Genomic DNA, 14,193 nt, shown 5'->3' with positions numbered 1-14,193 from the left:
CAACCCGAACGCGCGCCGTCGGGCAGGAAATTCTATTGGGGCACCTGGTGGGTGTGATCCGCCGTACCGCGTATCGGCCCTACCGACCGGTCGGCAGTTCTCCCGGCGACCGGCCGCGTGCCACCCGCGGTGGGCGGTGGTCCGGCTTCTTCGTGAACCGGCCCCACTCTTCTACGTGATCCGCGATCGAATCCGGACATTGTCGAGGCCGCGATTCGATCGTCGGTTTCCGATTACTTGCCCTGCCACCGGCCTCGCCCGGCGACAAAGGTACCGACACCATCTTCGGAGACGACGTATCCCTCGTCACGCAGTTGCCGATAAGCATTGCCTATGGAGGCCCTGGACGGCATACCCGGATGCTCGGCGAGCCGGCGAACCGGAGGCAGCAGGCGTCCCTCGGCCAGCCGGCCGGAAAGAATCGCCCGACGCAGTTCGGCAGCGATCGTTTCACGGTATCCGCTGTCCGCCTGTCCCGCAGCTTTCCCCTCCGAGGAGGCCTCCGTGAAGATTTCCACCAGTTCTTCCACAGAGATCGGCACGCCGACGTTGGACGGCCACCGGTCCGCAGGCGCGACCTTCGTGCCCGATCCCCGCTCCCCGACGACGTGCCCTTCATCCGACAGCTGCCGATATGCCTCCCTCACGGCCTCCCCCGTGGGAAGCTCGAGGTGTTCGGCGAGCATCCGAGCCGAGGGCAACAAGGTTCCAGGGGAAACCGCTCCGGAGCGGATTGCTTTTCGGACAATCTCTCGCACAGTCCGCGTCCAGCCGGCGCGAGCGGCTTCAACGGCAAGCTCTTGCCGCGACCGACCCCAGAGAAGGGTATCCACCAGTTGATGCGGCTCCAGCGGAGGTACAGCCGGCCACCGATCGCGCGTCGCTACCCTGGTTCTCGTATCGATACCGAGGACCAGATAGCCTTCCACACGCAGCTGGTCGTATGCCTTGCGTACCGCGGTCTCCGACGACATTCCCAGCTGCCGGGCGAGTTCGCTCGGTGTCGGCAGTGTCCGACCCTCGGACAAACTCCCCGATACGATCGACGCCCGCAAATCGGCAGCCACCGAGCGCCAACGGGTCCCGCTGTTATCGAACACCTTCGGGTCGGGTATTACCCTCTCGGATACCGCTATCGGATCCTCAGGCGATGGCGATGAATCGTCCTCGTCGAGTATTTTGGCAAGCGCTTGTACGGCACGACGGTGCAGTTGCTTGATGGCCGCCGTATTGCGACCATCCCCTATTCGCTCGGCGATCTCGGCATGAGTCAACTTGTGTCGGTAGCGAAGCCAGAGACACTGCTCCTGGTCTGGGTTGCCAAGTCGACCGATGAGTCGTTGTAACCTTTCGAATTTCGCCGTATCCTTCTCGGCCACCGCGAATGCCGCCTCGACCTTGGTCCGCGCGGTCGGATCAGGGGGAGGTTTCAATGGTGGCGCCGATACCCCCTCGAGGCCTTCCTCGAACTCGACCACCTCGGCCGCGGGAACTCTCGCGACGGCGTGAGCGGCAAGATACTCGAGAGCTCGGATCACTGTCGACCCATACCTCATCACCTCGGCTGTCTGCTCCAGCGAGAATTTCCGCACATGCCGGAGCATGAGACACCGATATTGCTCGCGGCTGTCCTGTTTGAGAGCGTCCAAACGCTGCTGTAGCTCTCGTCGCGAAACGTTCGCAAGGTCTTGGCCGTACGGACCGGTGCGCACGTGCTCTGGCAGGACCGATCGGATATCCTCCCGCAAACGGGCGGCTTCGAGGTGTTCACGGACCATATTTGCGTAGATGAAAGCCAATGTCCGACCGGTATCCGCATCGGGAGGCAGATCACCCGCGACCACAAAGGTTTCCTCGGTGATATCGCGCACCAACCGCAGCTGCTGCGCTTCGTCGAGCGTGAGATCACCGCGCGCGATTCTTCCCTGCACAGCGGTCAGGGCGCGTTGAAACACCTGCGGCTCGAAGCGGCGGCGCAGTATCTCGTGCGCAGGCCGCGAGTCGGGCACATCCCCGGTCCCATCGAAAACCACGGGACGAGTGGTGGCATCAACAGTGTCGCCCTGCGACGCACGCCGCGTCTCGGATGCGGAGACAGCGTTGGTGGACCCGATTTCCCGAGGGGCCGCTACGTTCGAGGCGTAGAACTCGTTGATCTCTATTCTTTTCCCGGGGAATCGTTCTTCGAACGCGGCATCGATCAACCGGCGTACCAGCAGGAAGTCGGTATGCGACTCATCGGGATTGGTGTAGTTGACATAGACGGCGACGAAATCGTCGGAGTAAACGATGTATCGGATCTTGAATTCCGCGGTGAAGTCATTGCTACCGACACGCAGCAGTGAAATATCGAGGCCGTCCTCCATATCGTCGTGCCACGCACCGCGGGCCTCGACCGCGTGCAGGACGAGCGAAGCGGCACCTCGACCATCCGCCGTTTTCTCGACCACCACGGATGTGGAGTCGTGTCCCTGCGCTCCGACAGCGGTTACCACGCCCGCTACCTCGTCCGTCGGCCGACCTCCACCCTCGAAATCCTCTCCCGAATGCAGAACGATCACACCGGTTGTCGTCGGCAGGGACTGCGCCGCTCGGACTTCGGGCGCTTCGCCGTGCTCCACACGCAACGCGTCCGCGAGCGTCCGGACCCGATCATCGGCCGCTCGATAACGTTCGCCGGCATAGGCGTCGACCGATTGAAGGACCTTGGTTGCTTGTTCGGCACCGACCACCACGTCCCACCATTCCGAGACGGCGTGGAAATGGTGCACCAGCAATCGAAAACGATCCGCCGCAATCCCGTTCCCGGAGAGAGCGGCCACTTCGGCCAACTCGTCGAGAAATTCGACCATGACGGACAACCGTTGATAACGCTGCTCATCGATCATGGCTTTCGGCGAATTCGCCTCGGCGGCATCGCGTTCGGCGGCGAGGTGTTCCCGAACCGATGCCAGCCGCTCCCGGTCGACTGCTTCCAGTAGCACTGCGACGGATGGGTCGCCATCGGGTTCCGGTTTCGCATTTCCCGGCTTCCGGTGCGCGTGGGTGGACGGATCGTCACCGAACGCGTTCAGCGTTGCCGCGCCGGTCGGGTCCGGACGCCCACCTCGTCTCGGCAGGCCTGCTACCGGTCTCGCCGACGACTCCGCAATCGGTTCCGCCGAGGACGCGGATCCGGGCTCTGTATCGCTTTCCGGCTGCGGCACCACGACCGCGGTGAGCACCACACCGTCGACCATTGCGAAACGACCGTGGAACTCGGTGAGATCCGGGCCACCGTCCACCGTAGAACGATCCACGATCAGCAGTTTCGCGGTGAATGTGCCTTCATCCGGATAGAACGTAACCGATACATCCTCGAAGCCCAGATAACGATCCGTCAGCGGCGACCACGCCTTGTACACACTCTCCTTGGCGGATAACAACACCCGATCCCAGGGAATATCACGGTACGCCCCGATCCGGTCGAGCCATCCCAGCTCCTCGGAACGAGCGATTCGGTTACGCAGAATATCGCCGAGCGGCACCGGCCGTTCGGCATCGATACCCAACGCGCGAACATGCCGCGCATCGGCCGCCACGGCAATGTAATAGCCCCGGTCGGCAAGGTCGTAGCAGTTGAGATGGCTGAGACTGCCGACCAGTCCCTCCGGCCACACCGGCCGACGAGGTGCGACACCCGCGCCCTGCGGCAGCAATGGCCGTTCGGCCACACCCGCTCGTACCATCGCCCGGCGCGCCGCCTCCCGTCCATAGAGGATCTCACGCCGCCGAATGTCCAACTCGGGTCGCGGATCCAACTCGTCGAGCAGTACCTGCTCCTCCGGCAACAATCGCGCCGTCGGATCCTCACCGACGATCTCCGCCGCTATCACCCCATCGGGCAGCCCCAGCGCATCGATGAGCGCCCCACCTCGTGAGGAATGGTTTACCGGAAGCGCATTGTCGTTCGACAGGCCGTCGCTTTCTGCCGGATCCACCGGGCGGGGCAGACCGTCGAGGAATTCGACGTTGTTCTCGGCAAGCCAAGGCTCCACTTTTCGGTGGAACTGCTGGAGTACGGCGGCCACCCGTTGCGGTGACGAACCGAAATCGGGATCGGTGTAGCGCGCAGTGTAACGATCGCCCTCTCGGCGCAACTCCAGGGTCACCCGCCCCGACTGCCCGGGATGGGCACGGACAGGGTGCAGATCGAGGGTTATCGCGACGCGGTCGCCGTCATGGGATACCACGGCCACCGACACCCAATAGTCCTCGCCGAAACCGTTGAACACGTATTTCACGTCGTGGCCGTGGTCGAGGACACTGACGATCCCCGGCCGCAGGCTCTGCGGAACCCACAACCTCCCTTGGAGGGCATTGGCCCCGACCTGGTCCGCAGTGATGTCGATACCACGGGAACGCAGCACATCCAGCGTCTGGACGAGGAATTTCGGAGTGTTTCGCTGTTCCCCGAATGGAGCACCGCCGAGGGCCAGCAGGATGTCCGGCCCGAGCGAATCGGCCTGTGGCACGCCGTCGACCACGCTCCAAACTCCCCAGCCGATCACTCCCGGGGCATCCGGCTCATACGTCGCGTACAACCGAGCGTGGGCGAAATCCGGGAGAGGACCACTGCGGATATCGTCCGGATCGGCTCCGATGAGGAAAGTCTCGTACGAACCCGAATTGTGCAGCTGCCCGTCGGAGTTGTAGATCCGACCGTTACGGATGGTCAGTCGCCGCATACCCGCTTCGGTCGCTCCCACGGCCGTCACCTCGGGTCTTTCCGGGCGGGCGAGGTGGTAACCGTGCTCGGTGACGACCTGTCCGTCGCCGTCGGGGGCCGTATGCGCCGATTCGGAAGAGCGCGGCCCTGCCCCCACCCGCTGCCCCGGCCCACGATGCGCCTGCGCGGCGGCGTCGAACCCGAGTGGTGCGCCGTGCGCGTTCACACCCGCCACGTGAATTTCCGCGGCGCCGACCCAGTCGGCGTTCTTCCAGCCGTCGACCGCTCGGCCGCGCAACAGACCGCCTCGGGCATTGTCGAAGACCACCACCTCACCGACCCGGAAATCCGCGCCACGTGCCGAAGCGGGCAGCGCGTTCATCTTCCTGGCGAAGTCGTCGTCCACCCGCGCCACGGCGAAGACGTGGCCGAGGTCGCTGTTCGCCGTGTCGATGCCGCCGACCAGGACACCGCCGTCTCGGCCCACGCGTTCCACCATGGCGGCCAGGCCCACATTGCCGATGCCGATCGGCCGATCGACCCAGCCGATGTTCATACCGGCGACGAACTCGACCTTGTCCATACCGGACAGGGCGATGGTCCGGTTGTCGACAGCGGCCGGATTCATCGCCGCGCCGACACCACCGGGGGCGGCATCGCGGACGAACCATTGCACCAGCGGACCACAGTTGAAGGGGCCGCCGTCGGCGTTCGGCGTATGCCCGCCGACATTCATCCACTCCACGGAACCATCGCCCGACGGGGACATGGGCGAGCGCCGGTTCGTCGGGTCCGGTATCTGCCGAAGAGGCGCCGGGGGATCGATCGTCCGCTGTCCCGTCGCGGCGAGTTGCTCCAGGATGGTGGTGTGCCACGCGGCGTGGCCGGCGGCGGCGAACTGTTCCGCCATGGCCTCGATACGATCCCGAAGCCGGGCATGCTGCTCGACCGAGAGTTGCGTGGGCAACAATCCGGTCGGTAGCGGTTCCGACTCCACTCGCGACTGCCATTCGTCATCGAGTTCGGTCTGCTCGGCGGCACGAATATTCGCCGGGTCGATCCGGCCGGTACGCAATGCCTTGGCGACCTTTTTGGCCAACTTCTCCGGCGAATGGGCCCGCAGCCCCTTCGCGAACAACCACGACACCGCCTGCCCGGTGTCCCCGCCATTCTCGCTGTAGGCGAGTTCGAACCGGTTGAGCCAGTTCCCCTTGTGGTTCTCCTTTATCTGGACCGGGATGACGACGCCGCCGACCTCGATCTCGTGCGAGGTGGTGAGTCCTCTCCAGATGTTCGGGGGCCGGTCCCGCCACCATGGCAGGGCGGGGTGCGCTTCGGTGAGCATTCCGATCACGACCGCACGAGCGCTGGTCTCGTCGACATCCTCGGTGATATCGATCCGCGTTGCCAGCTCCTCGAGGGTGGTCGAGGAGCTGAACCCGCCGAGCGATTCCATCCAGGTGTCGAAGCCGATCGGCCCCACCAGCCGACCCGAGAGCCGGAGTTCGGCATACGCCATCAACAACCGCGCACCGATCTCGGCATTACTCGGCCGATACTTGGGATCGGTCTCCTCGAAGTCGACTCTCTCCTTCGTGTACGGAGGGGTCGTCAGGTTCTTCTCGATCGGGGTGACCGTCACGTAACGAACGTTGTAGGGCGATGTGGGTGCCAGGGCGTCGGCGAATTCCGGATGCTCGGCGATCAGCTCGCGCAGCGCTCGTTCATGGCGGTCCCTCATGGCCACGATGAGTAATGTGGGCTTCCCATTCGAGACGGACCGGGCCGGTACCAGCTTGGTATGTGCGGTGAGCCAGGTGCCCGGTTCGTCTTTGCGCTGGGGGTGTTCGCTGTGGCGACGGGCCGCTTCGTCGTCGAGTGCCCGCTGCGCGTCCTCGAGTTCGTCGACCACCGAGGCGAGCCGCACCACTGCTTCGGCCTGGTTCCGGATGGCCGTGCGTTGCCGATCTGCCTGCCACAGCCGTTCGGCCAACGGTCGTATCGGATCATCGGCGGAAAGCCGGGCCGGGTCGCCGAGGATGGTCAGCGGCAGGTACGCCAACCGCATCGGGTCCACTCCCAATGCTGTGGCCAGGGCACGCCAGTCCGACTCCGCCGCACGGTGGGCCTGCCGAACCTTCACCGCATTCGGATGCAGCCAGTCGTGGTACGTCCGCTCTTCATCCAGCGCCCGACCCCGATCGAGCAGCAGATCGATCCGCATGCCCAACTGTGTGAAGTCTACGGTGGGCTCGCCGTTGTCCCTGGTCGAAGGCGGCGATATCGGTTCGACCGGTTCGCTCCGTAGCACCCGCAGCTGTTCGAGAACCTGCGCCAACCGGATCAACTCGGCCTGCGTACGTCGGAGCCGGAACCGGTTCCGGGCGTCCTCATCGCGCAGTGTCGCCTGATCCAAGCGCGCCGGATCGACACCCGCTCCGACCGCCAGTCGCTCGAGTTCCCCCTCGATGAAGCTCCTTCGATGTGTGAGCCACTCGAGGACCGAGCGGAAACCGGACGGGGCCATCCGGCCGTCCCGCGACCCCGCGGGCACTCCCCCCTGCCGTTTCATCAGCTCGTCGCGCTCACGCTCCAATCGACCGATCCGGGCGGCGATATCTCCTGCCTCGGTCTCCTGGTCCGTGGCGGTGGGCAGCTCGACGACTTCCGTCCAGCCCTGCTCGGTCCAACGCACGGTGCGCCGCGCGACTTCGAGGTCGGCGCGGACCACTACGGCCCGACTCGCATCCCAGTCTAATTCGGTGAGTCTGTTTCGGGCCCAGTCGCTCCAGCCGACGCGGGTCAGGGCCGGTTCGAGTGCCCGCAGCCGCTCGCGCAGCTCGTCGATCTGCGCCCAGGACATACCGTCGGTGTCGAAGGACGCCTCGGGACGGCCGCCGAGCTCGACGATGCGCACCTGTTGCCACAGCGGTCCCAGCGCATCCGACAACACGGCGATGTCGAGGCCTCCGAACGGCGAGAGCTGGTCTCGGCGGTAGTCGGTGGGGTACTCCACGGGTGTGCTCCGGTCGGAGCCGTAACACAACCGGTCGGCCGCGCGGTGGATCTGCTCCGCCTGCTCCGAATTGCCCGCCCGCTGTGCCCCGGCGAACTCGGCGGCCAATTCCGCCAACCGCGCGCGAAGGTTCGTGTCCATCGGATACAGGGCGGTTTCGGCTCCGGTGAAGACATACCCCACCGCAGCCGAAGCGTCCTGTTGCGCCCCCGCCCGTATCTCTTCCAGGACCACACCGTGGAGATCGATGGCCATGATCCGACCGCGGCGGTTGACCAACGCAGCGATTTCGCTGTCGGGGAGCACGATCACCGCGCCGTCACCCATCGACCCGACCACCTCGTGCATCTGCGCGATGCCGCCGGTGAACATGCGCGGTTGCGCACCGAGAGCAGCGGAGAGCGCGAAGTCCGGAAGGTTGTGATCACCACCGTTCTCGCCGAGCGGGCGGATATCCGAACTACCGGTCAGTGCCGTGGCCAGCATCACCAGCGCCGGACCACGCAACCGGGCTCGGTCGGTCGCGCCGGGCTCGGGCTGCGGTGCGGCCGCGAGCTCGGTGTCGATCTGCTCATCCAGCTGCCGCAACTGCTCGGCGATCCGATCCAGTTCGGCGACGAGCGGAACCAATTCCGGCAGCCGCCGGGCGATCGGATCGCGCGGTTGAATCAGGGGCTTGCGTACTTCTTCCCGGGGCGGGATCGGGGTCTGCGTCATCCGATCCAGCTGCTGCCGGCTCAATACATCCGGATCCAAACCGAGAGATGTTGCTCGCAAACGATATTCGTCGGTGACGACGAACTGCCGCGCCTCCAGCGCCAACCGCCGGCCGGCGAGGTCGGACAATCCGTCCGCCTGCTGCGCGGCGGCCACGTCGAGCAACCGAGCGGTTTCCGCACCGCGCCGCCGTGCCTGGTCCGGGTCGAACTGTGGGAGCGGATCCCAGTCGCCGCCGAGCGGATGCACCGGGCGTTTGTCCGGCCCGAAGATGACCGCCTCCGTCTTCGACCTCGACTCATCCGTCGGAACGAAATCTCGCAGTATTCCGGTGCCGCGGTCGCTCTTCACGATCGTGCCGTCGACATTGACCAGCACCCACCATTGCGCGTTCGGCTGGTCCGGATCCGACATCAGCGCGACCGCTCCCGGTCCCAGATAACGCAGCTCCCAGAGCAGATAGTGCTGTGTCGGGTACCGCAGCAGGCGGGCGCGCACACTATCGGCCAGGTCTTGGGGAGAGTCACCGAGATCCGGTCGATCCGGTCGGTGTACCCATTCCTCGCCGACCAGGTCGGCAAGTATTTGCAGCGCTCCGACCAGGTTCGCGTGCGGACCGAGATCGGTCTGTCGCCGATCGAGATCGGGTTGTTGCGGTTCGATCCCCGATTCCGCCAATATCCGCGTCAGTTCCCGCTCGGCCTCGGCCAGTCGATCACGGGCACCCCGGTACTGCCGGATCAGCTCTCGCTGCCGCGCCCGTTCCGCCTCATCCGCATTGCGGAAATTCATGTAGGACAGCAGGCCGGCGCCCTCACCCAAGTGGTCTTCGTCGCGCCATCCCAGACCCCGGGTCCGGATGCTCCAGTGACCGTACCGCAGCAGTGCCGCGGTGTATTTCCGACGCACGGCGAGCAACTGCTCGTAGCGCTGTTCGGCCGCATCGACATCCCGCGATCCGTCGAGCGCGGCCGCTGTCCGCTCGGCGGTGGACGACTCCTCGCGTAACCGGCGATGGGCGATATCGGCGGCGAACAGCGCGCCGGCCAGCGGCACCGTTCGCGACGGATCAGACGGATTGGCATTGTCGAACCCAGGCCATACACCGGCGATATCCGCATCCAGGCGACGGCTGCGCGCCGGCGCGGGGGGTTCGGCCGCGGCGGGATCGATTCGATCACCATCGGAAGTGGAATCTCCGTCCAGGGTCGACTCCAGCGGATCGACCGGATCACCGTGGGCGGTGAGTTCGATGCCGTGACTGAAGGCGACCACCCCGGCGGCGTCGGAGGGACGGAAGGGGACGACCAAGCCCTGACTGCGGTCGATCTTCAGTAGTTCACCGTGGTGGTTGACCACGAAGTAGGCGTGTGCCCAGCGCTTTCCGTCGTTGCCGGGCAGCAGGAAGGTGTCGACGACCACCATGCCGCGACCGTGGTTGGCCTTGCGCAGCTCAATGGCCTCCGGGGTGGCGGGCGCGTCCGGGTCGACCCCCAGCAGCAGGGTCGCGATGGCTCGGTGTCCGGACACACCATCACCGCGGTGCCTGGCGTGTCCACCGACCAGGAAGGACAACGCGGCCCCCGGAGCGCCGGTGTCGTCGAGGGCGATCTCCGGTGGTCGCACGACCCGCTTGCCGTCGCGCGAATCGTAGTAGTAGTCGTTGACGGCCTGCCCGGTCAACGGTACACAGTCGCCGTCCTTCAGCGGTGGTTCGACGGTATCGGACTCCACCTCTTCCGGTGGCTCCCCCCAGGACCGCGCACGCCTGCGGATCTGTTCGAGGCGGTTGGCCTCCCGGTCCGCCGCCTTCCGTGTGCGTCGCGCGCCACGCAGGTCCATTCGGGCGACTTCTTTGTCGGCGTCCAGGAAATCCCGGGCCGCGGTGTCGAGGGCTTCGAACTCGGCTTCCGATATATCCGCGGTACGCCAGGTTTCGATGGTCCGGCCGGGCCGGCCCAGCAGGGCCTCGATGGTTGCCCGCACATCACTTGTCGGGAACACCCGGCGCACCACGGTGGCGAGCGCATCCCGTTTCCGCACCCGGTCCAGATCGAGGGTCAGCCGGTTGCGCCAGTCGCCATTCGGTTCCGCGTACACCTGCTCCAGCCGCCGCTCGTCCGCGAGCCGCAGCTCGACGAGCGCGTCGGGCAACCGGGCGTCGTTCGGCTCGTCGCCGTCCTCGGGTGGCGGCAGCGGACCATCGCCGCCGTGGTCGCCCGCCCCTCGACCGCCCGCATCGGCCCCGGGCACGTGGTCACGGTCACGGTCGCGCCTGTTCCCGTCGCGAACCGAAGGACCCGCATCGGTCGGCTCGTTCCCCTCGGCCGCCTCCGACGGATCCAGTCGCACGACCGTGCCGTATCGGTCGATCGCGATCACCTCGCGCAGCCCCGCGATGGGCCGGCGGCCCAGCTCCCGCGCCAGCTCCCGAACGCCCACCTCCGCGTCGACCAGATCGACAACAATCCGCTCGGCGGACCTGATCGTCACCGTGTGTTCGAGCCAGGAGCGCAGTGCGCGCGGCCCGGCCGCCCGCGGCGCGATATGAGCGAACTCGCGCCCGTCGAGACGCAAACCATCACTGTGTTCCACCCGGAAACCGGCTCTGCTCAGCAAGATGGCGGAGGCGTGCCGACGGCGGGCCCGGTCCCCGGCCGGACCGGATGGAATCGTGGCCGGCGGCTCGGGCAGGCCGAGGCTTCCCTCGACAGCCGGTCCGCGCATATGCCCCTTCGACACCACCCGAGCGACGACCTCGGATCGCGCGTGCTCCGCGACGAACCGCATCCGCGAGTCGGGGTTCTTCTCGACGACGTGCCCGAGCACCCGTCCCACTTCGACACCGGACCACTTGGTAAGCCACCGCCGCGCCTGCGCGTCGCCCACCCAGCGCTGCACTTCCCCGGCGACCTTTTCGAAGACCTCGATTCGACCGTCGGCACGCATCTTCACGCCGAACGAAACCCAGCCCTCGTCGCCGAGCTCCATGAAACCGGCCACACCACGGCGTCTGTCCGGGTCCATTCGAGCCATCGGGTCGTCGACCAACCGCAGGACCGCCCGCAGACCGTCGATTCCGAACCCGAAACTTTCTTCTTCCCGCTCCATGCCGAGTCCGTGCGCGACGGCCTCTCCGTGCACCCCCTGCTGGTAGGACGCCGATGAATCGGGCAGCCCCGGACCACGCCACACACCGAGCTCGTCCTGGAAGTCGTTGATGAATCCGACCACCCCGGGCGCCGAGTCGGACGGGGTGTCCCGAAGAACATCCGGTTTCTCGAATTGCGATGCCGACAAGTCGATTTCACCAGGAGCGATATCCCGATACGGCTGACGAGGAATGGTGGACGGAACCGGCGACTCCGTCACCGGCGGCACGGTACGAGCGGTATCGGAGACCGAATCCTCGCCCGCTTCGGCGTCTTTCTCGGCGAACCGCAGCTCCAGCTCGCCACGTGTCCCGGTTACTCGGGCTTCGAACCGGCGGGTGCCCGGTTCACCCACCACACGCAGCGTTACGGTCCCGTCACTGTCGTGCAACAGACCCTGCGTATCTGCCATGACGGCACCGAAGATCTCGGTTCTCCTGTCGATTTTCCAGTCGGACAACAACTTCGGCACCAGGCCCAATGCCAACGGGGGGTGCTGCGGAAGATGCCGGTCCAGCCGAATACGCACTTCCACGGCCCCGTCCGGTCCGTCCACGACAACGGTGACCAGCGCACCGCTTTCCCGGTCGACCAATGCAATGTGATGGGCACCGTCGATGATCTCGGTATCGGCCAGTCGGCCGCCGCTGCGATTCAGCGCCCCGTCGATCAGATCGACGAGCATATTCCGCGTGGACTCGTCGATACTCGGTATCGACTCCATTGCCACCCGGGTTTTGGCCATTTCGGTGTCCGGATCGGGTTCGGCGCCGAAATGGAACCGAGCATCGATCTCTCGCGCCTCCGCATCGAACCGGGGGAATCTCAGGAATCGTCGCAGCAGCCGGATTCGCTGTTCGGCGTCCGAATCGGCACCCCTGGTGCGCAGCAACTGGGACAGGAGGCGCTCCGATTCCGGAACGGTGACATACTCCACCGGTTGGCCGTATTCGCGGGCCAAGGCTTCACGGGCCTGCTCGTGTTCGGCACTGATCTCCTCCCAGTTCTCGTAGATCCATCCCACCCTGTGCAGCAGGCGCGTCCGCTCGTTCCACCGGTTGAAGGTCTCGATCCGCTCGACCAGGTCGGCCGTCTCCGGGTCGGTTTCTCCGCGTAGCAGTTCCAGTTTCGACGAACCGGCGCCGAGCTCGTCCAACTCGGCGTCCGTCAGTTCCGCGAGAGCACTTCGAGCCTGCGCCAACTGATCCCGCACATTCGCATGTTCGCGAGACAGGACCTCGTAACGGGCGCGGACCACACGTCGGTCCAGTGGTACGAAATCGACGCGCGGCGGCAACTTACCGTGCGCGTCGTCCCACGCCTTCGCATAGATCTCCGCGTAGGTGCGATCGAAGAACTCCGGCACTCGGTGCCTCAGGAAATCGACCATTGCGTCCAGCCGCGCATCCGCGTCGGGCGCACTGTTGTACACCCGTTCTTCAACGCTTTCCGGAATACCCGATCGAAGGGGCGGCCCTTGGGCGCGCAACTGCTGCACGGCCTGGATGCCTAGAATACGGGCCCGCGCCTCGTCCCGGAGCATCCGCTCGACATATTCGGCACGCGACGACAGCATCCGTTCCCGGGAGGCACCGCCGAACGGTCGGGCGCGTTCGGTTTCGACCCGTACGGCGCCCCGCACCAGCGCCGCCATCATCTCCACATCGGTGTCACCGGCGTCGAGCACCAAAACGTTCCGGGCCGGGTAGTACCGCTCGCCGCCGGTGGCCTCCACCAGAACGTGCACACCGTTATCGGCCAGAACCTGCTGCGCCCAACGCCCTTCTTCGGTCTGCCGCAGCAACCGGTACACCGGGTCCAGCTTCCGCTGTGCGGCCTGCTCGCCCAGGTCCTGCCACGACACCCGCGGTGGGTGATCCACCGGTTTCGGTTTCGGCTCCGCCACCCGGTCCACCAACACGTGGGCGGTGGAATCGACTTCGACGTCGAGATACTCGATATCGACCTGGGAATGCGCATTGCCCAACTGTCCGAAGCCCGCCCGGCGCAACAGCTCGCGCACCCCGGGGTCGACCGCGGCCAATTCTTCGAGCAATCGAACGTGATCACCGGTACCGGTGGCCACCACCAAACGCGGCGGTTGGCCGGCGAGCAGGATCACATGGTCGTTCAGCCATTTACCCTTCCCCTCCCGCAATCGCGCCGTCAACACATCGTGTGAGGCCGCGTCGTCGAGGGCGTGCTCGACGTCGTTCAGCCGGGCCTGCAATTGTGCCCGCCAGGCGACCAGATCACGCAGCGCCACCTCGTGGTGTTCCCTACGTCGCCGATCGCGTGGGGTGTTCGGTTCGGCCCACACCGCCAGCTGTTCCACCGCGGCACCGATCGCCCGGTTCAGGGACTGTAGATCGCGCTGCGTCGCCGTTCGGGTCAGTGTCAGCTGCCGTAGCTCCGTCACCACCCGCTGCGTTGTGGTCCGGTGCAACCGGTTCGCGGTGAAATCGTGGAAGTAGTCCCACTGCCCGCCGTACATGGTCCGGTAATGAGCGGGATCGCCGTTCGCCTGCGGTGTGTCCAGGTATTTCGCGATGGCCCGCACTCCTTCGGTGTGGGCCATGAGACGCCACTCGTGGCGGGAC

At 65.8% G+C, this 14,193-nt stretch carries 1 protein-coding gene (only partly in view); it reads right to left on the bottom strand.

The window, feature by feature from the left end; genetic code table 11:
* Nucleotides 1-233: 233 nt before the first annotated feature.
* A protein-coding gene (locus tag ON32_RS03710; RefSeq protein WP_040788662.1) for a LacI family DNA-binding transcriptional regulator crosses the window boundary here: on the bottom strand, nt 234-14,193 show its 3' end. 50,282 nt of this gene lie beyond the right edge of the window; only the last 13,960 of its 64,242 coding nucleotides appear in the window; its start codon lies beyond the right edge, outside the window — the gene reads right to left on this strand; it ends in the stop codon at nt 234-236.

It is taken from the genome of Nocardia paucivorans NBRC 100373, assembly GCF_000308675.1.
In the GTDB taxonomy this organism is placed as follows: Bacteria; Actinomycetota; Actinomycetes; order Mycobacteriales; family Mycobacteriaceae; genus Nocardia; species Nocardia paucivorans.
Note: the sequence above shows the minus strand (reverse complement) of the source record. Positions and strands in the feature narration are given on the sequence as shown.